Annotated in this window: 25 protein-coding genes and 7 tRNA genes; 8 read left to right on the top strand and 24 right to left on the bottom strand. The window is 41.3% G+C overall.

Annotated elements, in window-relative coordinates; translation table 11 throughout:
• Positions 1–31 precede the first annotated feature (31 nt).
• On the top strand, positions 32–925 hold the full coding sequence (locus tag NSQ25_RS02745) for an alpha/beta hydrolase (protein WP_326136024.1): 894 nt from the start codon (positions 32–34) through the stop codon (positions 923–925).
• Between the two features lie 35 nt (positions 926–960).
• Here NSQ25_RS02745 and NSQ25_RS02740 read toward each other — a convergent pair whose 3' ends face one another.
• On the bottom strand, positions 961–2,109 hold the full coding sequence (locus NSQ25_RS02740; protein ID WP_034284104.1) for a type II asparaginase: 1,149 nt from the start codon (positions 2,107–2,109) through the stop codon (positions 961–963).
• Positions 2,110–2,386: 277 nt separating this feature from the next.
• Here NSQ25_RS02740 and NSQ25_RS02735 point away from each other — a divergent pair, with 277 nt between their 5' ends.
• Entirely contained in the window at positions 2,387–2,755 is a 369-nt protein-coding gene (locus tag NSQ25_RS02735; protein ID WP_025093561.1) for a UPF0715 family protein, read from the top strand.
• Here the strand turns inward: NSQ25_RS02735 and NSQ25_RS02730 are convergent.
• The 3 genes from NSQ25_RS02730 to NSQ25_RS02720 all read right to left on the bottom strand — a co-directional run bounded on the left by NSQ25_RS02730 (position 2,752) and on the right by NSQ25_RS02720 (position 4,127).
• On the bottom strand, positions 2,752–2,901 hold the full coding sequence (locus tag NSQ25_RS02730; RefSeq protein ID WP_252050118.1) for a hypothetical protein: 150 nt from the start codon (positions 2,899–2,901) through the stop codon (positions 2,752–2,754). The genes NSQ25_RS02735 and NSQ25_RS02730 overlap by 4 nt on opposite strands.
• Positions 2,902–2,987: 86 nt before the next feature.
• Positions 2,988–3,749 carry an SDR family NAD(P)-dependent oxidoreductase gene (locus NSQ25_RS02725; RefSeq protein WP_252050117.1) on the bottom strand — a complete coding sequence of 254 codons (762 nt, stop codon included), beginning with the start codon at positions 3,747–3,749 and terminating at the stop codon, positions 2,988–2,990.
• Positions 3,750–3,830: 81 nt separating this feature from the next.
• On the bottom strand, positions 3,831–4,127 hold the full coding sequence (locus NSQ25_RS02720) for a DUF1433 domain-containing protein (RefSeq protein WP_163115559.1): 297 nt from the start codon (positions 4,125–4,127) through the stop codon (positions 3,831–3,833).
• Between the two features lie 119 nt (positions 4,128–4,246).
• Between NSQ25_RS02720 and NSQ25_RS02715 the strand changes: the two genes are divergently transcribed.
• Both NSQ25_RS02715 and NSQ25_RS02710 read left to right on the top strand, forming a co-directional pair.
• Positions 4,247–5,656, top strand: a complete 1,410-nt coding sequence (locus NSQ25_RS02715; RefSeq protein ID WP_326136025.1) for a lipase — start codon at positions 4,247–4,249, stop codon at positions 5,654–5,656.
• A 13-nt stretch (positions 5,657–5,669) separates the two neighbouring features.
• Entirely contained in the window at positions 5,670–5,969 is a 300-nt protein-coding gene (locus NSQ25_RS02710) for a hypothetical protein (protein WP_163115561.1), read from the top strand.
• A 119-nt stretch (positions 5,970–6,088) separates the two neighbouring features.
• Here the strand turns inward: NSQ25_RS02710 and NSQ25_RS02705 are convergent, their stop codons facing one another.
• The 3 genes from NSQ25_RS02705 to NSQ25_RS02695 form a co-directional block, all read right to left on the bottom strand.
• Positions 6,089–6,991 (bottom strand): alpha/beta hydrolase, encoded by a 903-nt coding sequence (locus NSQ25_RS02705; RefSeq protein ID WP_326136026.1) that lies wholly within the window; start codon positions 6,989–6,991, stop codon positions 6,089–6,091.
• 193 nt (positions 6,992–7,184) lie between these two features.
• Positions 7,185–8,624 (bottom strand): DHA2 family efflux MFS transporter permease subunit, encoded by a 1,440-nt coding sequence (locus NSQ25_RS02700; RefSeq protein WP_087975221.1) that lies wholly within the window; start codon positions 8,622–8,624, stop codon positions 7,185–7,187.
• A 79-nt stretch (positions 8,625–8,703) separates the two neighbouring features.
• Entirely contained in the window at positions 8,704–9,276 is a 573-nt protein-coding gene (locus tag NSQ25_RS02695; RefSeq protein ID WP_025093568.1) for a TetR/AcrR family transcriptional regulator, read from the bottom strand.
• Positions 9,277–9,547: 271 nt separating this feature from the next.
• Between NSQ25_RS02695 and NSQ25_RS02690 the strand changes: the two genes are divergently transcribed.
• On the top strand, positions 9,548–10,276 hold the full coding sequence (locus NSQ25_RS02690) for a glycoside hydrolase family 16 protein (RefSeq protein WP_046313988.1): 729 nt from the start codon (positions 9,548–9,550) through the stop codon (positions 10,274–10,276).
• Positions 10,277–10,318: 42 nt separating this feature from the next.
• Here the strand turns inward: NSQ25_RS02690 and NSQ25_RS02685 are convergent, their stop codons facing one another.
• Positions 10,319–10,720, bottom strand: coding sequence for a MerR family transcriptional regulator (locus NSQ25_RS02685; protein WP_326136027.1), 402 nt, complete (start codon positions 10,718–10,720; stop codon positions 10,319–10,321).
• A 218-nt stretch (positions 10,721–10,938) separates the two neighbouring features.
• Between NSQ25_RS02685 and NSQ25_RS02680 the strand changes: the two genes are divergently transcribed.
• Positions 10,939–11,988, top strand: coding sequence for an NAD(P)-dependent alcohol dehydrogenase (locus tag NSQ25_RS02680; RefSeq protein WP_041116774.1), 1,050 nt, complete (start codon positions 10,939–10,941; stop codon positions 11,986–11,988).
• A 329-nt stretch (positions 11,989–12,317) separates the two neighbouring features.
• Positions 12,318–12,779 (top strand): CarD family transcriptional regulator, encoded by a 462-nt coding sequence (locus NSQ25_RS02675; RefSeq protein WP_098677662.1) that lies wholly within the window; start codon positions 12,318–12,320, stop codon positions 12,777–12,779.
• A 277-nt stretch (positions 12,780–13,056) separates the two neighbouring features.
• Here the strand turns inward: NSQ25_RS02675 and NSQ25_RS02670 are convergent, their stop codons facing one another.
• The 15 genes from NSQ25_RS02670 to NSQ25_RS02600 all read right to left on the bottom strand — a co-directional run bounded on the left by NSQ25_RS02670 (position 13,057) and on the right by NSQ25_RS02600 (position 22,446).
• Positions 13,057–13,260 carry a cold-shock protein gene (locus NSQ25_RS02670; protein WP_003214229.1) on the bottom strand — a complete coding sequence of 68 codons (204 nt, stop codon included), beginning with the start codon at positions 13,258–13,260 and terminating at the stop codon, positions 13,057–13,059.
• 367 nt (positions 13,261–13,627) lie between these two features.
• Positions 13,628–14,005 (bottom strand): hypothetical protein, encoded by a 378-nt coding sequence (locus NSQ25_RS02665; protein WP_034284113.1) that lies wholly within the window; start codon positions 14,003–14,005, stop codon positions 13,628–13,630.
• Positions 14,006–14,343: 338 nt separating this feature from the next.
• Positions 14,344–14,427: transfer RNA gene (locus NSQ25_RS02660), tRNA-Leu, on the bottom strand.
• Positions 14,428–14,475: 48 nt separating this feature from the next.
• Positions 14,476–14,558: transfer RNA gene (locus tag NSQ25_RS02655), tRNA-Leu, on the bottom strand.
• 7 nt (positions 14,559–14,565) lie between these two features.
• A tRNA-Lys gene (locus NSQ25_RS02650) sits at positions 14,566–14,641 on the bottom strand.
• Between the two features lie 31 nt (positions 14,642–14,672).
• Positions 14,673–14,747, bottom strand: a tRNA-Gln gene (locus NSQ25_RS02645).
• A gap of 20 nt (positions 14,748–14,767) precedes the next feature.
• Positions 14,768–14,839 (bottom strand) — tRNA-Glu (locus NSQ25_RS02640).
• A gap of 9 nt (positions 14,840–14,848) precedes the next feature.
• Positions 14,849–14,939 (bottom strand) — tRNA-Ser (locus NSQ25_RS02635).
• A gap of 4 nt (positions 14,940–14,943) precedes the next feature.
• Positions 14,944–15,018 (bottom strand) — tRNA-Asn (locus NSQ25_RS02630).
• Positions 15,019–15,241: 223 nt separating this feature from the next.
• The gene (locus NSQ25_RS02625) at positions 15,242–17,089 is read right to left on the bottom strand and encodes a sigma-54-dependent Fis family transcriptional regulator (RefSeq protein ID WP_326136028.1); all 1,848 of its coding nucleotides are present in this window, start codon (positions 17,087–17,089) and stop codon (positions 15,242–15,244) included.
• 103 nt (positions 17,090–17,192) lie between these two features.
• On the bottom strand, positions 17,193–18,572 hold the full coding sequence (gene lpdA, locus NSQ25_RS02620; protein WP_326136029.1) for a dihydrolipoyl dehydrogenase: 1,380 nt from the start codon (positions 18,570–18,572) through the stop codon (positions 17,193–17,195).
• Positions 18,573–18,588: 16 nt separating this feature from the next.
• On the bottom strand, positions 18,589–19,719 hold the full coding sequence (locus NSQ25_RS02615) for a dihydrolipoamide acetyltransferase family protein (RefSeq protein ID WP_326136030.1): 1,131 nt from the start codon (positions 19,717–19,719) through the stop codon (positions 18,589–18,591).
• A 17-nt stretch (positions 19,720–19,736) separates the two neighbouring features.
• Positions 19,737–20,774, bottom strand: a complete 1,038-nt coding sequence (locus tag NSQ25_RS02610) for an alpha-ketoacid dehydrogenase subunit beta (RefSeq protein WP_070326714.1) — start codon at positions 20,772–20,774, stop codon at positions 19,737–19,739.
• A 20-nt stretch (positions 20,775–20,794) separates the two neighbouring features.
• Positions 20,795–21,772, bottom strand: a complete 978-nt coding sequence (locus tag NSQ25_RS02605; RefSeq protein ID WP_065215277.1) for a thiamine pyrophosphate-dependent dehydrogenase E1 component subunit alpha — start codon at positions 21,770–21,772, stop codon at positions 20,795–20,797.
• Positions 21,773–21,972: 200 nt separating this feature from the next.
• The gene (locus NSQ25_RS02600) at positions 21,973–22,446 is read right to left on the bottom strand and encodes a SprT family protein (protein WP_046313976.1); all 474 of its coding nucleotides are present in this window, start codon (positions 22,444–22,446) and stop codon (positions 21,973–21,975) included.
• 98 nt (positions 22,447–22,544) lie between these two features.
• Between NSQ25_RS02600 and cmpA the strand changes: the two genes are divergently transcribed.
• Complete coding sequence (gene cmpA, locus NSQ25_RS02595) at positions 22,545–22,679, top strand: cortex morphogenetic protein CmpA (protein WP_008346893.1); 135 nt, start codon at positions 22,545–22,547, stop codon at positions 22,677–22,679.
• Positions 22,680–22,699: 20 nt separating this feature from the next.
• Here the strand turns inward: cmpA and NSQ25_RS02590 are convergent, their stop codons facing one another.
• Entirely contained in the window at positions 22,700–24,859 is a 2,160-nt protein-coding gene (locus NSQ25_RS02590; RefSeq protein WP_326136031.1) for a Tex family protein, read from the bottom strand.
• Positions 24,860–24,935 lie beyond the last annotated feature (76 nt).

The following is a 24,935-nucleotide window of genomic DNA, read 5'->3' as shown; positions in this document are numbered from 1 at the left end:
AAGTTATCTAAAATATTAAGGGGATGAAAATATGCAAAGCATTCATTTACAAGATGGCCGGTACATTGGTTTGACTCAATACGGTGATCTTGAGGGGTTTCCAATTTTCTTTTTTCATGGAACACCTGGATCAAGAGTGATGTTTTTAGATGATGATCCAATCTCTCAAAAGCTCGGCATTCGTCTCATCTGTTTGGATCGACCTGGATTCGGTTTATCCACCCCTCTACCTGACCGCACAATTTTAGACTGGGCAAAAGACGTGCTGGAAGTGGCAGATGATCTTGGCATTCAACATTTTTCAGTGATGGGTGTATCTGGAGGCGGCGCATTCGCAGCTGGTTGTGCCTATCAATTGCCGGATTGCGTCCTTTCAGCTGCTCTGATCTCAAGTACAACCCCTTTTCAAGGCGGAGAACCGCCAAAAAGCATGCTGAAAGAAAATAAAATAGCCTTTTTCCTTAGTAAGAAGTTTCCTTGGCTATTGAAAGCAAGCTATCGTTCCCAGAAAAAAATGATTAAGAACAAACCAGAGAAATTTAAGAAGCTGGCCAAAAACGGGAACAAGCATTTACATCCGCGGGATCGGCAATTCCTTCAAACCGATGAGCAGTTAGAGATGATGATGACACATTTATACGAAGCGACTCGTCAATCGGTGGATGAATGTATTCGTGAACCCATTTTACTCTCAAAACCATGGGCATTCGATATGAAAGATATTCAAATCCCTGTTGATGTCTGGCACGGAAAAGAAGATACAATGGCTCCATTTGTAGAAATAGAAAAAATAGCTCAGGCGATTCCAAACGTCAAAACCCATTATATAGATCAAGCAGGGCACTTTCTTACTGATGTAGACGAAATTTGGCGAGATATTTTACTCTCTTTAAAGGAGCGTGCTGAACATCAGGAACATGCATAAAAAAAGACCCAATATGACTTGGGTCTTTTTCTTCATTAATACTGTTCATAATACCTTTGCACTTTAACTGGATCTTTTGTCTTCGTCAGTGCCAGCATGAGCAGAATACGTGCTTTTTGCGGGTTTAATGAATCAGAGGACACAAAGTGATGTTCATCATCCGTTTTTTCGCGGGTGACAATTCCATTCCCCGTACGGCTTGATCTCACAACAACCACATCTTTTTTCACTGCATCTGTTGCCCCTTTGATGGCTTCTGTTGACATCGTTCCATTTCCTGCTGCAGCGACGACAATCCCTTTCGCACCTGCTTTGACTGCGGCATCATACATATATTTTTGATCATTTTGATAGCCGTATAAAATATCGACTTGCGGCAATTCTTTTATCTTTGATACATCAAATTCACTTTCAGTCGTATGTTTTCTTGTTGGTTCGTTATAAAAGGACACCACTTCACCAGTAACTTCTCCGATGTATCCTTGCTCAAGTGACTTGAAGGCATCGGTTGTGGTCGTGTTTGTTTTCGTAACAAATCGAGCTGATGCAATTCGGTCATTTAATGTGACCATGACCCCTTTGCCCTTTGCTTCTTTGGCTGATGCAATTTTCACCGCATGATACAAGTTGAGCGGACCATCCGCACTGATTGCCGATGCTGGTCTCATTGAGCCAACGACCACCACAGGCTTATCACTTTTGACAACCAGATGTAAAAAGTAAGCTGTTTCTTCAAGTGTATCTGTTCCATGCGTGATGACAATGCCATCTACTTGATCATCTTTTAATAGTTCATTCACTCGCTTGGCTAATTTTAAAAGAAGAGCGTTATCAACATTTTCACTGCCGACATTCGCGACCTGCTCACCTGTAACATTTGCAATATCCTTCAGCTGTGGAACGGAAGCAATGACTTTATCAATGCCAAGTGAACCAGATTTATAGCCCGTCGTATCTGTATCACTGTCTGAACTGCCAGCAATCGTCCCGCCTGTGGCTAATACCTTAATATTTGATAAGGACTTATTCCCTGTTTCAACGACCTTGTTTTTCTCTTTTGTTTCACTCGATACGTTCTCTTTTTCATTTTGGCTATTCTCTTGAGTGCCCGTGTTCGCACAGGCTGCTGTCACCAGTAATAAAACAGAAAGAAGGACAGCACCTAACCATTTTGTCATGTTCATTGGATCATCTCTTTTCCTCATTTGATGGATTTCATGGCTAAATCTCTTTCTATAGGCTTTACTTTATACCATACCTTCATTCATCGGCATGAGGCTAAAGGTATAGAACCAAATAAAGGTAAAAAGGGCATTATATTAATGATTTATTCAATTCTTATTACCTAAATTTGCTGTAATTAAGTTGAGTATTGAAGGTGGCGTATTTTAAAAATAACTGATGCTTGTTAATGAATTTATGATAAAATATAGTAAATTTTACAAAAAAGGAGTATACATTTTGCATTCGCTTCAACCCTTTTACAAAATCCTAATCACTCTATTCATCAGCTCTATTTTACTCGGCTTGTTTGTCTGCTTATTTCCACCTATTCAAGCTGAGCCTGCGTTTCTAATATTTTATATTCCTATCTTTTTTGTTTTTTATTTCGTCTTTGCGGTTCCTTTGCAGTTATTGTTTTCTTTGCAGCCAAAGGCTTTCCATCCTCTTTATTTAGCTGCGTATTTACTGATTGCAATGGTTGTCATGCTCTTTTTCATTGATGGAATTGGGAGTCAAGCGTCTTTACCCATCATCATCATGAGCAGTCTTATCTACTGGACTTGTGATTCTTTGTTTTATCAAAGAATGCATGAAAAAAACACCTAACGCGAAGGTGTTTTTCTCATTAGTTTCTTTAAAGCATTTTTCTCATCAAATAATCGGTATCCATTTTGAGCGATCTTCCTAGGACGTACAAAATCCTTTTCTGTAAAGTGACAAAGGGCAATTTTGTAATGCTTAATCGCCTTCACTTGTTACATTTCTCCTATGCTTGACCACACAGCCAATCATGCCATAAAAAAATCACTAAGGAAATCTACCTCAGTGATGGGAATCGTTATTTCATACTTGTACCAGCATGTGAATAGATCGGATCTTTTAATTCAAATTCGAATGTCTTTCCGTCCACAATACCGACTGTTTTTTCACTATCATAAAGCTCAAGCAGACAAGCTGCCATTTCTTTTGATGTATGATATTTCTTGAAATTGCCTTCATATTCAAATTCGTCTACATCCAATGAACGCTTTGCAAATTCTGATTCTGTCGCGGAAGGTGCTAATATTTTCGCCTGTAATTTGGCTCCTTTTCCTTTCAACTCTAGTGCCAGTCCTTCTGTAAAAGCACTCACGTAAAACTTCGTGGCTGAATAGGTGACGGCATTGCCGACGACTGTATAACCGGCTCGTGAAGAAATGTTAATGAGCTGCGCTCCCTCTACTTGCTCATAATCACGGACAAATAAGGTGGATAGAATCGTTAATGCTTCGATATTCAGATGAAGCATATCCCCTATTTTACTTAAATCTTGTTCTCCTATAGAGCCAAAGTGACCAAACCCTGCATTATTAATGAACGTATCCAGCTCATAATCAGACAATGACTCATAAAATGAATACACTTGCTCTATGTTTGTTAAATCGACTGACTGTATGACTACTTTGATATCGGGATATTGATCATGAATCTTCTTTTTCAATTCTTGGAGTTTATCGAGCCGGCGTGCAGCTAATATAAGATTTTTCCCTCGTGCTGCAAAGGCGAGAGCCGCCTCATATCCAATACCTGAGCTTGCTCCTGTAATGACTGTATAACTCATTTTATATCCCCCTATTCGCTACGCGCTATTTGACTGTTAGAAGCTTATAAAAAATTGGTGGTTAATTCCTTATGATTACTTTTAATATTTGCAAAATTCTTTCTCACAAGCAGCCTTTTTTTCTGCTTCGACTGAAGACCCTCCAATTTCATCCATCGACTTATTATAAATTCCCCAGAATTCTTGTTTTGGATCTTTGTTTAGATACCCCTCAACACTAATTCCACCCATTGGGTCTATATCATACTTCTCTTTATATGTAATATCACTGATATTTTCATAATTGGCTTTTAAAAACGATGTCATTCTTTTTTTTGCTGTTTCAAACAACTTTATTTCTTGTTCATTTTGTAGTTTAACATCATTTTGATGCTTCATGAAAATTCCTCCAACTGCTATAATAACAAAAGAAATCAGGATAATTATGGTTCCTCTTTTGATCAATCATATCATCCTTTCTATTTCTTATATTTTATAATAAGAGAGTGATATTGTACATGAACAGTAACAATCGCCCCACTATATCCGATTACGAATATTTTAAAATAAGTCAAGTTAGTTATCAGGATAGATTATTAGAAAAAAATTTTGGTGAAGCTAAACCAATATCAATAAGTGCAGACAAATATTTTTTTATAGACAATATTCGGAGAGACCCTGACACAGGACTCGATGCATATGTATTCATTCAAGCTAAAAAAGAAAAAGGTAAATGGGTCAAGCCAAAAGAGCCTGATAATGTAATCATTGGGTTTGCTGGTACAAATCCAAATGATCAACTTGTTCAAGATGTAATTAAGGCTGACGGTGGAAATGTTGTTGCAGGAAAAAACCCAAAAGAAAAAATTAAATACATTACTAGAAAAAACTCTAACATTTATAGTAAAGGTGAACGTTTCATAGATGATGATATACAAAGAGTTAAACTGGCAAGCGGTGATTACAAACTCATCACAAAAACGTCTCAATTCGATCAATCTGATCAGCTAGTTAGAGAAGTAAAAAGAAAGTATGCTGGTCCCAATACAGTTATTTCAGCAACTGGTCATTCACTAGGTGGAGCAGAGGCTGATTATGCAGGAGTGATTAACGGCATCTATTCAGTTGGATTCAATAACCCATCTATTGTAAAGCTTCATGACAAAGAAACTCAACAAAAAATAAAAAATGGTGATTTTAGAGCGATGAATAAATCCATCATTAATCCAGATGACATGGTCGGTGCTGGATGGGGTCTTGAATATGATCAACATAACGGAACAACGATTTATACTAAAGATCCATCTGATGCAAGACTAAAGAGAAAAAACCGTTTGAAAGCTGTCGCTCTATCTGCTTCACTTATTCCACTTGCAGCTGACTTTATTATGCAAGCACTTGGAATTGATGACACACATGCTATAAGCGAGTCTAATTTTAAATTTGACCATAAAGGCAATATTATCAATGTCGACGGAAGTAAAGATGTGTATAATCGTGACTTAGAAACCATGACCTCTTATGCTAATATGGATGGCCAAACAATAAAAGTAGATAAGGCTGTTGCAAAAAGATTGGCTGATCAACTTAATTTAGCATTAGAGGAGTTAAAAAACGTAAAAAAAGAAGTAGAAGCATTTCCAAGAGAACACAGTTTAACAATATACAATCTTTCAAATCAATTCAAAAGTAAATTAGATCAATTTGAACAACTTGGGCCAAATGACGTCGATCAAGCCCTATTAGAAATAGCTCCTTATACCAATAAAGGAACACCGTTTTTTTATGATGAAGACGAACAGTACAACTTTGAAGCTTCATTGCATTATATGATTCAGGATTTAGAAGATATAGCTGAATTCATTGTAAAAATGGCAGAAAATCTTACAGAAAAAGATGAGGAATTAGCAAGATGGCTAAAGTTATAGGAGGTCATAATTAGTGCCTGATATGAACGCTGAACTAGAAATGATAAAAAAGGTCCAACAACAAAATGAGTTGAAAAGTCAGTTAAAAGCAAAAGCAAAAACTGACGTAGGCTCCTTAAAATCAGATATTGCGAAATCGACAAAACTAACAGCAGCAACAAAAACAATTGCACAGACTTATTTAACACTATTTTCATCATTTGAAGGTAAATCGCTTGATGCATTAGTGGATAGATTAAATCAAAATGCGCAAAAAACATTACAAGTTAAGCATGATAGAAAAGCTTTTATCAATAGTATTAGAACTAAATAGAGAAAGATAGTCAAATTCAAGTATTAGTAAATCAATCTCTTTAGACAGCTTGTCACAATTAAAGAGAAGTAAAAAGCACAGGTTGCACCTGTGCTTTACCTATTTATGAAAAGAAGCCCTCAAAGTCTCTGTTCAAACGCTTTCTTTAATTGATCCCCCATCAAATGCCAAGCCTCTTCAGCTATGGCTAAATCTCCGGCGTGCGTGAAGCCGTGTGGAACGCCTTTAAATTGTCTGTACGTGACGTCTACCCCAGCTTCTTTTAAATTAGCAGCATATTGCTCGGCTTCTTCAGCCAGCGAATCCTTCTCTGCTGTGATGACGAGAGCAGGAGGCATTTGTGCTAAGGATGAACGATCTGCAAAAACCGGAGAAACGAGCGGATTGTGCGGATCTTGGCCTTGCAGATAGAAGGAATTAAAGAGTCTCGCCAATTCAACTGGAATCGCTTCTTCAAACACTGGCTTTTGTGCTGGATCAGTGGCTAGATCAAGCGGCGGATAATCAAGCACTTGATAGGCAATTGGGAGTGTATTTCCTTTTTGAATATTCAATAGACAAGCAGCCGTTGCCAAATTTCCTCCTGCGCTATGTCCGCCAATAGCTAATGCATTCCGATCGATTTGAAGCTCCTCAGGATGTTCATACAGCCACTTCAGTACATCGTAGCATTCATGAAGAGCGGCTGGGAAAGGGTGCTCGGGTGCAAGCTGATACTCGACATTGACGACGATACATTGCGCCCGGTCTGCAATGACTGGACACCAGGGATTATCCATTTCAGCACTGCCCATGATAAATCCGCCGCCATGTAAATTCACAAAAACAGGAAGCAGCTGTTTTTGTGTGTTCACTGGCTTAAATACCCACACCTTTGTTTCGCCAGCACTTGTTGGAATGTCATATTCCATTTTGTTCACTTCAGGAGGATTTACTGGCTTTAGTTCCGATTGACTCGCTAATGAACCTTCAGATGCCTGGCGTAATGAAGCAGCGATTTTGATTTGTTCTTCTAAGTTCATGATCTCAGACTCCTATCTTATTCATTTCTTAGTTACTCATTCGTTTCCTTTTGCTCTTTTCCTCCTACCGAATCAACAGCAACTTATATTGGTTCACTTTTTACCTATCTCCCCTTTTCCCCTCTCTTTGAAACAAGCATTGAGCAAATAAAAAAGCACTGCGGCGCTATGTCCTCAGTGCTTTTGATTTCTCTTATGAAACTTGCTGTTCTACCTTCACTCGTTTAATAAAGAAAGCGATAATTAGACCAATCACGGTCATGATCACAGCAAAGATAAATGCATGCTGGACGCCATTTGTAAAGGCGAGCAGCTGATTCACCGGATTTGCGGGATCAGACACATTTTCCATAAAGCTGCGGGCGCCTGAAGAAAGGATCGAGATACCGACCGCTGTACCAATGGCTCCTGACACTTGCTGCAATGTATTCATAATCGCTGTACCATGCGGATATAGCTCTGGCGGCAGCTGATTCAATCCATTTGTTTGAGCAGGCATCATGATCATCGCGATTCCGATCATTAAGGTAATATGAAGGGTGACAATGAATCCAATCGACGTATTCACACTTAGATTCGTAAAGCCAAACATCGTCGCTGCGACAATGACAAGACCTGGAATGACAAGCCATTTTGGACCAAACTTATCAAATAGACCACCCATGATTGGAGATAGGAGTCCGTTGATAATTCCACCTGGCAACAGCATTAAACCTGCTGTAAATGTAGAAAGTGCCAAGGATGTTTGCAGATACAATGGTAAAATCATCATAGCAGACAGCATCACCATCATACACACTAAAATCAGAAGCAACCCAATGACAAACATCGGATATTTAAACGGGCTTAAGTTCAGCATTGGTTCTTTCATGTTCAACTGTCTTAAAGAGAACACAAGAATCCCAATGACACCTACTACAATTGCCACGATCACATGCATACTGCTCCAGCCGCCGCCTTCACCGGCACTGCTAAAGCCATACACAATTCCGCCGAAACCAATGGTTGAAAGCACAATTGATAAGATGTCGATTTTCGGTCTTGTTGGTTCTGTAATATTTTGCATAAAAATAAAACCAAATACGAGTGCAGCCATTAATAAAGGAAGTGAAATCCAGAAAATCCAATGCCACGTCAGCGATTTCAGAATAAGACCGGAGACGGTTGGACCGACTGCTGGTGCAAACATGATCACAAGACCAATAATCCCCATTGATCTGCCTCGTTTATGAGGCGGGATGATGACCAAAATCGTATTAAACATCAATGGCAGAAGCAATGCTGTACCGACTGCCTGCACGACACGTGCTACCATTAAAATACTAAAGACCGGCGCAACCGCCGCAATAAATGTTCCGATGATCGAAAAGACAAGCGATGTAATGAAAAGCTGTCTTGTCGTAAACCATTGAAGAATGAGTCCTGAAATCGGTACGAGAATACCAAGTGTTAATAAATATCCTGTTGTCAGCCACTGAGCAGTCGTCGCTTCAATTCCAAAGTCTAACGTTAAACTTCTCAGCGCCATGTTTAATGCCGTTTCACTGAACAGGCCAATAAATCCAGCCGTGATAAAAGAAATAATTATGGGCAGCGTTCGAATGTCAGAAGCTGCTGCTTTCTGTTTGTTCATATTAAGTTGGCTCCTTTTCTTTTTCAATTTAGATGAACCTTAGGAAGTCAGGGTGGTCAGAAATGAGCCACTTTCATGTCTATTGAAAGACGGATAAAATCTGTTTTTCTGCAGCAAATTGAGCTATTCTTTCGATTGAATAGCCGGATTCATGTATATAAAACATGAGCTCAGGCGTCATTGGAGAGGACATACATAACGTTGTCAGTTCTATATCCTGTATGTTCGCTTCTCCCTTTTCTCTCGCTTCTTCAAGCAAATCACGAATGATTTGTCTAAGTGATTGACTGTAATGACTCTCATACACTTTACTTGTCTGCTCTAAATTCCCAGAAATTGTGAGCATCCGAATCCAGTCTAAATGGTGACCGACGATGAGATGAATTTCTTCAAGAACGTAGCGCAAACGTTCACGGACCGGCTGATCACTTATTTTGCTCAAGTAAAGATGCAAAGCTGGTATCAGCTGTTCAAATCTCTCCCCAAGGATAGAAAGGCACAAATCACTTTTATTGGCGTAGCGGCGGTAAAGAGTACCCTGCCCAACACCAGCTGTTTTCGCAATTTTATGCATGCTGACATTTTCCACACCAAATTCTTGAAACAAGGAGAAAGCGATCTCTTCAATTTCCTCCCCAATATCCTTTTCCACCATGCTCACCTTCTTTACCTTCATCCACATGACACTTATCTCTATGTGTTAAATCAAAACACTTTAGGTTTTTCTTAGGACAATTGTCCCGATATTATCTTACGGACAACTGTCCGCAATGTCAATCATTATTTTTTACTTATGATCCTTCTTTCAATTCTATTAAATAATACACGCTGTTTATCATTATTTAGACCGATTTTCCCTTTTGAAAGAATCATGTATGATCAATAAAGAAAGCGCTTCCACAAAAGGAGAGGAGAATGCGAATATGTACCGTATGAAACGAATGTTGATGCTGCTTGTCACTGGATTAGTCTTGAGTTTGTCCACATTTACTGCGGGTGCCTCGGCACAAACGGGTGGATCGTTTTATGAACCTTTTAACAACTATAATACGGGGTTATGGCAAAAAGCCGATGGATACTCGAATGGAAACATGTTTAACTGTACGTGGCGTGCAAATAACGTGTCGATGACCTCATCAGGTGAAATGCGTTTATCGCTCACAAGTCCCGCCTATAACAAGTTTGACTGCGGAGAAAACCGCTCCACACAAACTTACGGCTATGGGCTATATGAAGTCAACATGAAGCCAGCCAAAAATGTGGGGATCGTCTCTTCTTTCTTCACTTATACGGGACCGACTGATGGCACGCCTTGGGATGAGATTGACATTGAATTTCTAGGAAAAGATACGACAAAGGTACAGTTTAACTACTATACCAATGGTGTAGGAAATCATGAAAAGATCGTCAACCTTGGTTTCGATGCAGCGAACTCTTATCACACGTATGCATTTGACTGGCAGCCAAACTCTATCAAATGGTATGTCGATGGACAATTAAAGCATACCGCCACCACTCAAATTCCTCAAACACCAGGGAAAATTATGATGAACCTGTGGAATGGTGCAGGTGTCGATGAATGGCTCGGCTCCTACAACGGTGTTACCCCGCTCCACGCACATTATAACTGGGTGCGTTACACAAAAAGATAACTCTATCAAAAAACCTGTGACAAGTCACAGGTTTTTCTTCGTTTAATTAGAATGAGTTTTCAGCTGATGAGCGAGTTTTTTCTCATGATTGTGGATAATATCTTCATAACTTTCTATTTTGAAATCCAATCGTTTAATGGTCTCTTCGATTTCCTTTTGTTTTTGGACGAGTCTTTCTCGTTCATTGACCAAAATGTTTTTTCGCGAAGATAACGTATGATCATCATCCTCAAAAAATAAGGCTGTATATTCTCTAAGCGCATCAATCGAGAGCCCTGCATTTCTCATACACTTGATAAATTCAATCCATTGAAGATCATTCTCTGTATAATCACGAATTCCATGATCATCACGTTTGATTTCCCTAATCAAACCAATATTTTCGTAATATCTAAGTGTCGCAGTGGATAAATCGAGCTGTTTTGCTGCTTGTGCTATTTTCATTATGCCCTCCTTCTTTCTCTTACCTTCCGATCTCCCTTTCCTCATCATCTCCATTTTGAAAAAGAAAGCAAGATGCTTTGGGCTCAATTCTTGATTCAGGAATGTTATAAAAGCCTGAATTCGCTATGACAGAAGGTTTTCTGTTGACTTATAGTTCACTTTAAGACGTACAGTATAGAGGAAAGAATCGAATCTTATTTTTGAAAGGATGATCAAGAATGTGTCAGACGCACCAATCAAATGTTTTAAGTGTTTCACACGCAAAAGCGAATTTTGAACGGACGACCATTGAACGAAGAGCGCTTCGTCCACATGATATTTTAATTGATATTCAATTTAGCGGGATCTGTCATTCAGATATCCACAGCGCTTTTGATGAATGGGGCGGCGGCATTTTCCCGATGGTTCCAGGTCATGAGATCACTGGGGTCGTTACAGCTGTAGGGGATGATGTGACGAAGTTTCAGATCGGAGACCGTGTAGGCGTTGGCTGCTTTGTGGATTCCTGCGGCACCTGTGAATATTGTCAAAATGGAGACGAGCAGTATTGCACAAAAGGGGTCGTCCAAACGTATAACAGCCGTGACTATGACGGGGAGCCGACTTATGGCGGCTACAGTCAAAAAATTGTCGTGACTGAACGATTTGTCGTCAGCATTCCTGATCAACTGCCCCTTGATGCCGCAAGTCCTCTTCTCTGTGCTGGCATTACAACTTATTCACCATTAAAGCACTGGAAGGCAGGCCCTGGCAAAAAGGTTGCTATCGTCGGAATGGGCGGGCTCGGCCATGTTGCTATTCAATTCGCGAGTGCTCTAGGCGCTGATGTGACGGTATTGAGCCGCTCTTTGAATAAAAAAGAAGAGGCGCTGTCATTTGGCGCAAAAGACTACTTTGCTACAAGTGATCCTGATACGTTTCAGACACTAGCCGGTCAGTACGACCTTATTCTCAATACGGTCTCTGCCAACATTAATGTGGATGCCTATTTGTCCTTACTCCGTGTAGATGGAACCTTGGTGAACGTCGGTGCACCGCCTAAGCCGGATCAATTCCACGTCTTTTCATTAATTTCCGGCCGCCGCAGCATTGCTGGTTCACTCGTTGGCGGCATCCAAGAAACACAAGAAATGCTCGATTTCGCAGCTGCTCATAACATTGCACCACAAATTGAAGTGATCAATGCGAATCAAGTTGATGAAGCGTATGAACGGGTGTTGAAAAGTGATGTGCGTTACCGGTTTGTGATTGATATTTCGACATTATGATCGGATTCCATTTTGAAAGACTAGCTCAATGGCTAGTCTTTTTTTTTAACATGATTTCCTCATAAACAGCTTTTTACGTTTGAATGACTGGATACGGATATAAAGGCTGGCTCCCGAGCTGTAATTGTGGATATCCTGTTTTTCTTATAGCGAGGAGGATATGTTCAAATGAAAAAAATCACATCCAAAATTCCCACAAAATAACCTCCCTTTTTTAGAACAAAATTTATTGACAACAAATAAATAAACATGTTATTATTAAAAATTTGATTATTTTACCCATAAGTGTGGTACCCTTAAAGTAGATACATAATATGGAGGTGGATGATATGTTTCAAATTGGTGATAACATTGTTTATCCAATGCACGGAGCAGGTATAATTGAAGCCATAGAAGAAAAAGAATTCTCTGATGAAAAACAACAGTATTATGTGATTAAAATGTCAATCAGTCATATGAAAGTAATGATTCCAACACGGAAAATGTCAGGTTCACGTATTAGACCTGTTACAGATATACTGGCTTTAAAGAATGTAATGCACATTTTCCAGCATGGCAAATCAGATCAATTACTGACATGGAAAGAACGGCATACAATTAACACAAACAAAATAAAAACGGGTAACATCCAAGAAGGTGCTGAAGTTGTGCGTGATCTGATGCGTATGAAGAAAGAGAAAGCACTCAATGCAAGTGAAAAGAAAATGCTGGATGATGCCCATGAATTTTTGCTAAGTGAATTAGAAGTCATCAAAGGGATTACAGAAAAACAAATTAAAAGTTTCTGTTAAGAACCTCTTCCACACTCACCATTTTTGAATACATGTTCTCTACGAACATTTCCATCCTTCAATTTATTAAAGAAAAAAAGAATTTATTTAGGCAAATTCCGCATATTGTAAATCCAATATGCTATACTGTTGATAAACCTTTGAAGCATGAATTTTTTTACGATTACCTTGTAACACCTCCCTACTTGTACGCTGAGTAGGGTTTTTTATTGAAAAAATGCGTGAAAGCATAAAAAAACAGGCTCTCTACAGAGAACCTGTTTTAAAAGGATGAAGATTAAGCAGTTTTTTGAACGTTAGCAGCTTGAGCTCCACGAGAACCTTGCTCTACGTCAAATGTTACTTTTTGACCTTCGTCTAAAGATTTGAATCCGTCACCTTGGATAGCTGAGAAATGTACGAATACATCGTCGCCTTCTTCACGTTCGATAAATCCAAAACCTTTTTCTGCGTTAAACCATTTTACTGTACCTTGTTCCATGTTTGTTGCCTCCTCGTGCGTATACCACACAATGTATTATACTATCCTTGCCCAAAGTATCCTCAAGACGAAAAGTCTTTCTTCATGCTATCCTTTACGCCGAACAAAAATAATTATTCTTATTGTAGCATGAATCGGAAATAATTGCAATTTAGGATTTAAAAGAACAAAATCAACGATCCCACATAATTTTGTTCTTCTCTGACTTTAAGATAATTTTTTCTACAAAATGGACGTTCAATCTCGAAAGGAATAAACAAGTTCATAACGTCATTCCATTTTTCAGACATCTGTCAGTATTATTTAAAAGTGGTAATAACGAAAACATTACTGTACTCTTAGAAAATTGATGTCATTTCTATTTCAGCTAATATTCAACATTTTTATTCCTATCTATTATTAAAGTTACTATAAGACTAGCTACGCTGACTAAAGTTCCTGCGATAGAAACAACAATTGTCAAAAAGCCATCTGGAATAAAAAATCCTATTGGAATTAGTACCAGAAAAGAGAGAACAATAAAACATTGGTATACACCAGATATAGTTCTCACAATCAAGTTACTGAAAAAAGACATCACCAACGGAGGAATGAATAAAAAAACCACTATTCCAATTGATATTATTAAGATGCGAGGCTGATCAAATGAAATGACATTATCTCCAGGGGAATTTTGGGCAGCCACTAGCATAACAACTATAGACATCATTAGAGTAAGTAAAACTAGAGAAAACCTTTTTATCATGCTATAACTCCTTTTTCATATTGAATAGTTTTATAGGGACAGGCTAATTTAGTCAACCAATTTTTATGTTGACACAAATTGCTGTATTTTCTGGATAATCATGAATTGGTCATGAGCTTATAAATTTTTTGAAGTTGACCTTATGCAACTTAATTCCATTTTATCAAATTATCTCATCGAAACCTTTATTTAAAAATATAAAAAATGAAAGGAAGCTAGAAGCTGAATAAAAGAATTTATTCATGATGTTCTTATGGACAACAACCGCATCATGACTGGTAACTATACTTTAGAGGATACAAAAAAAACCAAAGGTCTACAAACTTTGGTTTCTTAGATGCGGCCGAGAGGACTTGAACCTCCACGGGTTATTCACCCACTAGGCCCTCAACCTAGCGCGTCTGCCATTCCGCCACGACCGCGTGTATGATGTGCTCATATATTCATAAGTGCACTGTTTGAAAAAACAATGCGGGTGAAGGGACTTGAACCCCCACGTCATAAAGACACTAGATCCTAAGTCTAGCGCGTCTGCCAATTCCGCCACACCCGCGTGACAATGGTGAGCCATGAAGGACTCGAACCTTCGACCCTCTGATTAAAAGTCAGATGCTCTACCAACTGAGCTAATGGCTCATCTGCTATGCAGAAAAACATATATAAAAAATGGCTGGGCTAGCTGGATTCGAACCAACGCATGACGGAGTCAAAGTCCGTTGCCTTACCGCTTGGCTATAGCCCAACGAATCAAAAAACAAAACATGACCCGTACGGGATTCGAACCCGTGTTACCGCCGTGAAAGGGCGGTGTCTTAACCGCTTGACCAACGGGCCATACAATAATGGCGGAGAAGGAGGGATTTGAACCCTCGCGCCGCTTACACGACCTACACCCTTAGCAGGGGCGCCTCTTCAGCCACTTGAGTACTTCTCCATTATGGCTCCGCAGGTAGGACTCGAACCTACGACCGATCGGTTAACAGCCGATAGCTCTACCACTGAGCTACTGCGGAATAATAAGACATGTTTCATTATATCTATGCCAGAAAAATGTGTCAAGAATTTTTAAGTGTTTCATTCCTGTCTCATTAGCGACGGCTTTTATAATTTAACATATACTAATATAACAGTCAAGCCTTTCTTCCTTCCTTTTTGTTTTCTGTTTAGACATGACAGAAAGACCCCGACCTCTAATTGAAAGACCAAGGCCTCCTTGCTGCTGCGCTCTTTATGGGTTCATGACAGCTTATACTTCCGCATCCACTTGTAAAAGGTGCTTCTTGGCACGCCTGCTGACCTCGCTGCTTCTGACACATGGCCCTTCGTTTTGTGAAGTGCGTCTATCACTGTTTGCTTTTGAATGCGTTCCCTAAACGTGAGTTCTTTTGGATTCTCGGTATACTCTGGTAGATGCAGCTTCTGCTTTTCCTGATCCATCGTCTCTAATACCTCCGCATATTGCGATTCACCAATCCATCCTCCTTTAGGAAACAGTACCCTTATATGTTCAAACAGATTAAAAAGCTCTCGTATGTTTCCTGGCCAATGGTACGCTTCTAGCTTACGAAAAAAAGATTCAGGAAATGTCGCATTCCATTGGTGTTTCTTTTGGTAATAACGATATAAATCAACAATGTCTTCTTTTCTTTCTCTAAGCGGCGGGATGTTGATTGGATAGACATGAAGACGGTAATACAAATCTTCACGTATTTTTCCTTCCTTCAGCAGTTCATTCATATTCCGGTGTGTCGCTGTAATGATTCTAATATCCAAAGGGATTTCGTGTGTCCCGCCGAGCGGTACGACTTTCCTTTCTTCAATGACCCTAAGAAGCGCCACTTGCATGGCATAAGGGATTTCGCCAATTTCGTCTAAAAAGAGCGTTCCTTTTTGTGCCTGTTCAAATTTCCCCTTTGCTCCATGACGTTTTGCCCCTGTAAAAGCCCCTTCAGCATAACCAAATAGTTCGCTTTCTAACAGGCTTTCAGGTATGGCTCCACAATTAACGGCAATAAACGGTCCTTCATGTCTTTCACTAGCTAAGTGAATCGCTCGAGCGGCCAGTTCTTTCCCTGTACCTGTTTCTCCCCAAATATATACATTTGTATCTGTTTGTGCCGCTCGTTTTATTTTGCTGAGTGTCTGTTGAAATACCGTACTTGTTCCAGATTCCCCGGGAAATTGAGCAAAAGAAACGGTTATATTGCTCTTCGCTGCTTCTTCAAGCGAAAAAGACATGCCAAGCATCTTTCCGTCCTGCTCCGACTGAATGATCTGCGTGCCCCGAATCGCAAATGGTTCCCCCATAAGCCGCTCGACATCCATTCCGTACCAGTCTGAAAACCGGTCTCTAATCGGCCTGCTTGCCGAAACAATCTGCTTTTTCTCATTACAGACAACATACGGCTCGTCCGCTTCTACTTGCTGGAGACAATGACTGATCAGCTCCATCTCTTTCCTTTTTTGCTGGACCTGAATTTCTCTCTCTATGGCATATGCAACTGTTGAAGCCATTCCAAGCATAAAAGGATGACTTTGATCCGCCATACAGGAGATATCAATGACTCCTATGATCGTGCCATCTGCATCACGAATAGGGGCCGCTGAACAACTCCAGTGGTGGGAAGCGACTGAAAAATGCTCAGTTCCGTTGATCGCTACAGCTTCCCCAATGACCAGTGCCGTTCCAATAGCGTTCGTCCCCACATCGGCTTCGGTCCAGCGCGCGCCCTCCATAAAATTTATTTTTTTCGCTTCCACCAGCGTCCTTTGGCTTCCTGTCAGACTTAGCACATAACCATCTGCATCGATGAGTAAGGCCATCATGTCAGATTCTTTTAATTGCTGACTGATTTTATTTAAGTAAGGAAGAGCGGCATTTAGAAATAGTGAGTACTTCTTTTTTTGAACACTGAATAATTCCTTTTCTAACAACGACTGTCCTTTATCTAAATACGGATTCACATTTGCCTGTTTACACCTGTGCCATGACTCCATCACTCTCTTATCCAGACGAGACCTATCAAGCAAACCTTCACGAACAAAACGTTTCCAAGTATTTAAATAGCAAGGCGTCGGATTCATTCCATCCTCTCCTCTGGGGGCTTTTTATCCATTATAGATAATTATAAAAGCGCTTTCAATTATTGGCTGACCCAGGAAGTCATTCGGATAGAAAATTTCTCTATCAGCAGTGCACCGCTCGCCCATTTGTTTGCAGCAAGGCTTCGTGTATCGCCTCAGAGAGTGTCGGATGTGCCGCAATAAACTGCTCTAATGTATCAGCTGTCAACTCTGTATGCATCATCACCGCCGCTTGTCCAATCAGTTCTGTGGCATTCGGTCCGATGATGGATACACCTAAAATTTCTTGATATTGCGGTTCGACAATGACCTTTACTTGACCAGCTGGCTGATTTAAAATTAGTGCTTTTCCATTTGCAGAGAATGCGAATGTCCCTATCCGAATCTCCCCATATTGTTTTCTAGCATTCTCTTCATTTAAACCGACACTAGCGATTTCTGGAGACGTGTAGATGCACCTTGGAATCACTTGTTCATTGACCTTTACATCTTCCCCTGATGCATGTGATGCCGCAATTGTTCCTTCATGAAAAGCAGCATGAGCAAGCTGAACGCCGCCTGTCACATCACCGCACGCATAGATATGCGGGAGATTGGTTTGCATATGCTCATTCACGCAGATGCCGTTTCTATCAAATTCAATGCCGATCTGCTCAAGATTCAGCTCTCCCAGCCTCGGCTTTCTGCCAATGGCGACTAAACAATGATCGGACTTGATTTCACAGCGCTCCCCATGATCCTTCTCAACCACCACTTTTTTTGAGATTGCATCAAGCTGTTTGACTGCTGCTGATGTCAAAATTTCCACACCTGCTTTTTGAAGCTGATCTTGAAGACAGTTAGCTGTATCGTGGTCTTCTTCAGGTAAAATGTGTGCTGCCTGTTCCACCATGACAACCTTTGATCCCATTCGGCTAAAGATGCTTGCAAACTCACAGCCGATCACCCCTCCACCAATGATACAAAGCGAATCTGGTATTGAAGGGAGCGTCATCGCATCCTTACTATCAATGATCCACTCTCTATCAAATGGGGCGAAAGGTAAAGCAGTAGGTTCTGATCCCGTAGCAATAATGACTTGTTTTGCCTGAATAATTTCAGATTTCCCTTCACTTTCTATCAATAGCTCATGTGCTGAAAGAAATGATGCCTCCCCATTTAACACGCTGATTTTGTTTTTATTCATCAAATAACGAACGCCATCAGTCAGCTGCTTGACGACTGACCGCTTCCGCTTTTGAACGGCATCCCAATGAATGACAGGCTCCTTTTCTGGAAGCTCAATTCCAAAATGTCCAGCTGATTTCACATGCTCGTACATATCGGCGCTTTGCAAAAGTGCTTTCGTTGGAATACAGCCTTCATTCAGGCAGGTCCCTCCTAACAGGCCTTGGTCGATTAGTACAACCTCTCTACCAAAACGGGCGGCAGTTATTGCCGCCACATATCCTGCTGGCCCGCCTCCTATAATGACAAGCGTCATTCAATTCACCTTCTTCCTATAAAAGAATGGATACTGGATTTTCTAAATACGTTTTAACAGTTGATAAAAATTGTGATGCCGGCGCTCCGTCCAGCACGCGGTGATCAAATGTCAGACTGAGTGGCAGGATCGTCCCTTTACATAATTCATTCCCATGATAAACAGGCATGTGATCCGCTTTGCCAACGCCAAGAATACCTGCTTCCGGCGGATTCAAAATCGGTGTAAAATGTTCCACACCATAGGCACCTAGGTTAGTGATTGTAAAGGTAGAGCCTTCAATTTCATCGTGAAGAAGTCTGCCTTCACGTGCTTTTTTGCCATACGATTTGATACTCTTCGCCAGCTCAATAAGTGAAAGTTTTTCCGCATGCCGAATAACAGGCACTGCCAGACCGTAATCTAAAGCAGCAGCGATTCCAAGATGTACATACTCAAAAGTTTCGACTCTATCATTCTGATATTGACTGTTCATTGCAGGATGCTCTAGCAGGGAAAGAATCACTGCTTTGGCTACAAAATCGGTCATGGTTAATTTCATATCGTGTCGTGCTGCGGCTGTTTCGTTCAACTCAGACTGTAATGCTGTCAGCTTTGTCACATCCGCTTTCATCGTTATTGTTAATTGTGCACTTGTTTGCAGGCTTTCCATCATTCGCGAGGCAATGGTTTTCCGCATCATGCTGACTGGCTGATGCTTTGGTTCATTTTGTTGGTTTTCTTTTTCATCAGGAAGTGCCCGAAGCACATCCGCTTTCGTGATTCTCCCATCTGGCCCTGTTCCCACTAAAGTATGAATATCCAGATTAGCGCTTTGAGCAATCTTACGTGCCACAGGGGAGATTTTCTTTCTCACTTTCTTTTGTTTTGGCAGCAGGTCTTTTTCTTTCTTTTCCTCGACCTGTTCATTTCCTTCACCGATATAGCAGATGACCGTGCCAGGCGGTACACCTTCTCCCTCAGGCACTTTTATATCCAATATGGTTCCTTCTGCAGGTGATTCGATCTCCATTTCAATTTTTTCAGAGTTGATGCTTGCAATGCTTTCCCCTTTATTTACGGTTTCTCCGACCTCTTTATTCCAGACAGATACCGTTCCTTCTTTCATTGACATGCCCAATTTCGGCATCACAACCTCGACAGCCATCTCCCTCTCTCCTTTCTTTAGTTCAAGATCTTGTCATGACTCTTTCCAACCATCTCTAATACGGTGTTCACAACCTTATCAGGTGTCGGCAAATAGATATCTTCAAGCGGTGGTGAAAACGGAACCGGTGTATGAGGAGCCGTCACTTTTTTGATTGGAGCGTCAAGTAAATCGAATCCTTTATCCGCAACCAGAGAAGAAATATCTGCGGCAATTCCGCACCTTGGATTTGCTTCATCTACAATGACAAGCCGATTTGTTTTTTCTACTGAAGTTAGAATGGCTTCTTCATCGAGCGGCGACAAGCTTCTTGGATCAATGACCTCTGCTTCAATTCCACGTGTAGCTAATCGCTCTGCCGCTTCGAGTGCTGTATGAACTTGTTTGCCTACCGCAAAAATGGTCACATCTGAGCCTTCTCTTTTCACCTCTGCTTTACCAAGCGGCAGCGTGTAGTATCGCTCTGGAACATCTCCTGTGATATTGTAAAGCGTTTTATCTTCAAAAAAGATGACAGGGTCCTGATCCTCGATGGCTGCCAGCAGCAATCCTTTGGCATCGTATGGTGAAGAAGGCACCACTACTTTCAATCCAGGGATGCTTGTAAATAGCGCATACAAGCTTTGCGAATGCTGAGCAGCTGCTCTAAAACCCGCCCCATGTGTCGTTCTGATCGTGATCGGTACCTCTGCTTTTCCGCCAAACATGTATCGGAATTTTGCTCCTTGATTCAGCACTTGGTCCAGACAGGTGCCGATAAAATCATTAAACATGAGTTCTGCAATTGGTCTTAGCCCTGTGGAAGCTGCTGCCATGGCCGCACCTACATAGCCAGCTTCACTAATCGGTGTGTCAAGAACTCGCTCACGTCCAAACTCCTGAACGATTCCTTTCGTTACACCAAGCACACCGCCCCATGCTTCATCATCCTGTAAGTGATCGACATGAGCACCTCCAGCAACATCTTCTCCCATTAAAATGACATCCTCGTCTCTTCTCATGGCAAGTTTAATCGCTTCATTTAATGCACTAGACATGCTGATTTCTCTTGTCATTTTCCTCTCCTCCTTCTGATTTATTGATACGAAACATATACGTCGGTCAATAATTCGGTCTGAGCTGGATATTCACTTTCTTCACTGAATGTAACGGCTTCATCTATCGCTTCTGCTACAGCCGCTTCAATCTTTGATAGCTCCCCATTCGTCAGCAGCTGCTGCTTGATCAATTCATTTTTAAAAAGAGCGATCGCATCTCTCTCTTCTTGGTGTTCTGTTTTTTCTTGATTGGTTTTATAACGCTGGGCATCTCCTTCGAAATGGCCATAATTTCGATATGTCATGCATTCAATTAATGTCGGACCTTCTCCATTTTTTGCTCGTTCAATTGCTTGTTCTGCGGCTTGATAAACGGCCATCACATCTTTTCCATCTACTTGAATCCCAGGAATGTCATAACCGGCCGCTCGATCCACGATTGATTTGCAGCTTGAAGCATAAGAAAATGGTGTCGCTTCCCCGTACCCATTGTTTTCTGCAATGAAAATGACGGGCAGTTTCCAGATGGCCGCGAGATTGATTCCTTCGTGGAAAGTTCCTTGATTGTTTGCACCATCCCCAAAAAAGCAAACGCTTACATTTTCTGTCTTTTTATATTTAGCGGTGAGGGCTGCCCCGCACGCAAGAGGAAAGCCGCCTCCAACAATTCCGTTGGCACCGAGCATTCCTTTATCAAAATCTGCAATGTGCATGGATCCGCCTTTGCCTTTACAGAGACCTGTGGCTTTCCCATAGATTTCTGCCATCATTCCTTTTAGATCACAGCCTTTCGCTATACAGTGGCCGTGGCCCCGGTGTGTACTTGTAATACTGTCTTTTTCATTCAGATGAGCACAGACTCCTACGGCAACAGCTTCTTCGCCAGCATAAAGATGGACAAACCCCGGCAAAATTCCTTTTGTAAAAAGCGTGTGCACCCGGTCTTCAAATTGGCGGATTTCCTGCATCTTTTGATACATCCATACGGCTTTTTCTTTACTCAATGCCATTTCCATTTAGTAAAACCTCCTATCCTTTTTTGCTTGCACTTCTATACAAGCAAAAATCGTGCCAACATGAAGACACATGAACACTTAGGTTTTGACCGAATCACACTGATGAAAAAAGAGACAAAATGAGACATGCGTCTCTTTTTGTCTCAATATGTCCACACATCTATTGGAACAAAAAAAGCATCCCCTTAGAGGAATGCTTATCACAATGAATCGATTGTGCGCAGCCACTTTAATTTTCCTTTGCAGACGCCGCATACATAACGAGAGGTATCAAACCGTCTTTTCCTTATAAAAGACCGGCCGCATCCTGTGCAAATATATTCATGGCGTTTCCCCGCACGGCGCTTATTTTGTACGGTCTTTAGCGGTGTACAAAAACGCGGGGCTCCTACTTGCTTTAATAACGCTTTAAAATCACGGTCGCGATGCTGATAGCCCTTTCCTTCAAGATGCAGATGATAATGACACAGCTCATGCTTGATGATTCCGATTAATTCTTCTCGTCCATGCTCCTCTAGGTATCGGCGGTTTAGTTCAATGTTGTGTGTACCAAGTAAATATCGCCCGCCTGTCGTTTTTAACCGGTCATTAAAAACAGCCTGATGGCGGAATGTCTTGCCAAAGAACTGCTGGGAAATGTGCTCTGTTAACTGCTGTAGCTCTTTCTCGTTCAATCAGATCGTTCCTTTCTATAAAAACCTCGAACGGGACAATTTCCCCTATGCATACATTGAAGGTACATCCACTGTTTCGACCAAAGGAGGAATGGGCGATGCCCAACTGGCTGAAAAATCAGATGCAGAAGGCATTTTATGAGAAAAATCATTATCAAATCAAATTGCTGAATCAATGCTGGTACTTCTATAGAAAAAAACATTCAGTCACATCAAGGCACACCCCATCCTAAGGTGCGCCTCGTTTTTTTGTTTACTCTGGTTTCAGCATGGTGAGGGCAACGCGGCCTTTTGCTTGGTCAACGGAGTCCACCCATACGGTCACAATGTCACCAACTGATACAACATCAAGCGGATGCTTCACAAAACGGTTGCTTAGCTTAGAAATATGCACAAGCCCATCCTGCTTTACTCCTATATCAACGAATGCGCCGAAGTCTACAACGTTTCTCACCGTTCCTTGCAGCTCCATTCCTTGCTTCAAGTCTTCCAATTTCAACACATCTGTTTTGAGCAGCGGTTTTGGCACTTCATCCCGCGGATCACGCTCAGGTCTTGTCAGCTGATCAATGATATCTCGAAGTGTAATGGTCCCAATGTCCAGCTGCTGGGCTGCTTCGTCCAGTTTAACTTCAGCAATCTTCTCTTTTAACTGCTCTGTGCCAAGATCGTCTGGCGTCATGTTGATCATGCGTAAAAACTGTTTTGTTTCTTTATAGCTCTCAGGGTGAATACCTGTACGATCAAGCGGGTCTTGTCCATCTGTAATGCGAAGGAAACCGATACACTGCTCATATGTCTTAGCACCGAGCCTTGGAATATCCTTCAATTCTTTTCTGCTTGTGAATCTCCCAATCTCTTCGCGGCGCTTGATGATATTCCCTGCAACGGCTTTTGAAAGGCCTGATACGTATTGCAGCAGCGCCTGTGAGGCTGTATTGACGTTCACACCGACTTGGTTGACGACTGTCTCAACAACGAAGGTTAACGAGCTGTTTAATTGCTTTTGACTCACGTCATGCTGGTATTGGCCCACACCGACAGACTTCGGATCAATTTTCACGAGCTCTGCTAAAGGATCTTGTAATCTTCTAGCGATTGAGATGGCGCTTCGTTCTTCGACTTGCAGATCTGGAAACTCTTCTCGTGCCAGCGCTGATGCGGAGTAAACACTTGCTCCTGCTTCATTCACGATCAAATAGGACACCGGCTGATCCAGCTCTTGAATCAAGTCTGCAATGAATTGTTCTGTCTCTCTTGAAGCTGTTCCGTTTCCAATCGCAATGACTTCGATGTTTGATGATTGAATGATCTCTTTCACTTTTTGTTTCGCTTCCGCTTTTTTCTGCACGGGCGGATGCGGATAAATGACGCCAATATGGTGGACTTTGCCTGTATCATCCACGACAGCTAATTTACAGCCTGTCCGAAATGCAGGGTCGACTCCAAGTACACGCTTCCCTTTCATCGGCGGCTGAAGCAGCAGTTTTCTTAAGTTTTCAGCAAAAATATGAATCGCTTGTTCCTCTGCTTTTTCTGTCAGCTCTTTTCTTATTTCTCGTTCGATGGAAGGCTGAATGAGGCGTTTATACGCATCATCGATTGCCGCTTCAATAAACGGTCTCGCCGTCGTCTGTCTGCCTTTTAGAACTTGTTTGTCGAGATAGAAGCGAATATTTTCAGCAGGTGGTTCGATGGCTGCCTTTAAAATGCCTTCTTTCTCCCCGCGGTTGACCGCTAGTACACGGTGCGGAACAATCTTTTTGATTGGCTCTTGATAATCGTAATACATTTCATAGACGTTTTTCTCATCGCTTTCGACGTCTTTTCCTGATGTGATCAGACTGCCCTTTTGGTACGTTTCACTGCGAATCCATTTTCGCATATCTGGATCATCTGCCAGCTGTTCAGCAATGATGTGCTGCGCACCCTCAAGTGCCTCTTCTACATTTGTCACTTCTTTTTCTTCGTTAATAAAAGCAGCTGCTTTCTTCTCGACCTGATCGCTTGGCAGCGTGAGTAAATATTCCGCCAGCGGCTCCAGCCCTTTTGCTTTGGCTACATTCGCCTTTGTTTTGCGCTTTTGTTTGAATGGCCTGTATAAATCTTCGACCTCTTGCAGTTTATGAGCCTGCTCAATTTTCTGTTTTAATTCATCGGTTAGTTTGTCTTGTTCAGCAATTAAGCGAATGACTTCTTCTTTTCGGTTCGTGACATTTTGGATATATGTATAGCGCTCTGAAATGGTTTGAATTTGCACCTCATCCAGTGAGCCTGTCTGCTCTTTCCGATAACGGGCAATAAAGGGGACGGTGTTGCCATCCTCTAAGAGCTTGATCACACTTTCAATTTGTTTTGTTGAAAGCTTTAATTCTGCCGCAATTTGTTTCAATAAAAAGTCAGATGTCTTCATACTTTGCATCCTCTCACTGTGTCTTCTCTTTTAGTGTATCAAAAAAACCGGCAAAACAGAAAAAAGGTCAGCTATT

It is taken from the genome of Bacillus sp. FSL R5-0512 (genome assembly GCF_038593295.1).
Classification (GTDB): domain Bacteria; phylum Bacillota; class Bacilli; order Bacillales; family Bacillaceae; genus Bacillus; species Bacillus safensis.
Note: the sequence above shows the minus strand (reverse complement) of the source record. Positions and strands in the feature narration are given on the sequence as shown.

What these genes read in the sequence shown, in the direction of transcription:
- NSQ25_RS02700 (WP_087975221.1), bottom strand. Translation starts at nt 8,624, where the DNA reads ATGAACAAACAGAAAGCAGCAGCTTCTGACATTCGAACGCTGCCCATA.
- NSQ25_RS02715 (WP_326136025.1), top strand. Translation starts at nt 4,247, where the DNA reads ATGAACAGTAACAATCGCCCCACTATATCCGATTACGAATATTTTAAA.
- NSQ25_RS02720 (WP_163115559.1), bottom strand. Translation starts at nt 4,127, where the DNA reads ATGAAGCATCAAAATGATGTTAAACTACAAAATGAACAAGAAATAAAG.
- NSQ25_RS02625 (WP_326136028.1), bottom strand. Translation starts at nt 17,089, where the DNA reads ATGAATCCGACGCCTTGCTATTTAAATACTTGGAAACGTTTTGTTCGT.
- NSQ25_RS02675 (WP_098677662.1), top strand. Translation starts at nt 12,318, where the DNA reads ATGTTTCAAATTGGTGATAACATTGTTTATCCAATGCACGGAGCAGGT.
- NSQ25_RS02665 (WP_034284113.1), bottom strand. Translation starts at nt 14,005, where the DNA reads ATGATAAAAAGGTTTTCTCTAGTTTTACTTACTCTAATGATGTCTATA.
- NSQ25_RS02670 (WP_003214229.1), bottom strand. Translation starts at nt 13,260, where the DNA reads ATGGAACAAGGTACAGTAAAATGGTTTAACGCAGAAAAAGGTTTTGGA.
- NSQ25_RS02740 (WP_034284104.1), bottom strand. Translation starts at nt 2,109, where the DNA reads ATGAACATGACAAAATGGTTAGGTGCTGTCCTTCTTTCTGTTTTATTA.
- NSQ25_RS02725 (WP_252050117.1), bottom strand. Translation starts at nt 3,749, where the DNA reads ATGAGTTATACAGTCATTACAGGAGCAAGCTCAGGTATTGGATATGAG.
- lpdA (WP_326136029.1), bottom strand. Translation starts at nt 18,572, where the DNA reads ATGACGCTTGTCATTATAGGAGGCGGGCCAGCAGGATATGTGGCGGCA.
- NSQ25_RS02745 (WP_326136024.1), top strand. Translation starts at nt 32, where the DNA reads ATGCAAAGCATTCATTTACAAGATGGCCGGTACATTGGTTTGACTCAA.
- NSQ25_RS02590 (WP_326136031.1), bottom strand. Translation starts at nt 24,859, where the DNA reads ATGAAGACATCTGACTTTTTATTGAAACAAATTGCGGCAGAATTAAAG.
- NSQ25_RS02690 (WP_046313988.1), top strand. Translation starts at nt 9,548, where the DNA reads ATGTACCGTATGAAACGAATGTTGATGCTGCTTGTCACTGGATTAGTC.
- NSQ25_RS02615 (WP_326136030.1), bottom strand. Translation starts at nt 19,719, where the DNA reads ATGGCTGTCGAGGTTGTGATGCCGAAATTGGGCATGTCAATGAAAGAA.
- cmpA (WP_008346893.1), top strand. Translation starts at nt 22,545, where the DNA reads ATGCCCAACTGGCTGAAAAATCAGATGCAGAAGGCATTTTATGAGAAA.
- NSQ25_RS02685 (WP_326136027.1), bottom strand. Translation starts at nt 10,720, where the DNA reads ATGAAAATAGCACAAGCAGCAAAACAGCTCGATTTATCCACTGCGACA.
- NSQ25_RS02705 (WP_326136026.1), bottom strand. Translation starts at nt 6,991, where the DNA reads ATGAACTTAGAAGAACAAATCAAAATCGCTGCTTCATTACGCCAGGCA.
- NSQ25_RS02680 (WP_041116774.1), top strand. Translation starts at nt 10,939, where the DNA reads ATGTGTCAGACGCACCAATCAAATGTTTTAAGTGTTTCACACGCAAAA.
- NSQ25_RS02610 (WP_070326714.1), bottom strand. Translation starts at nt 20,774, where the DNA reads ATGACAAGAGAAATCAGCATGTCTAGTGCATTAAATGAAGCGATTAAA.
- NSQ25_RS02605 (WP_065215277.1), bottom strand. Translation starts at nt 21,772, where the DNA reads ATGGAAATGGCATTGAGTAAAGAAAAAGCCGTATGGATGTATCAAAAG.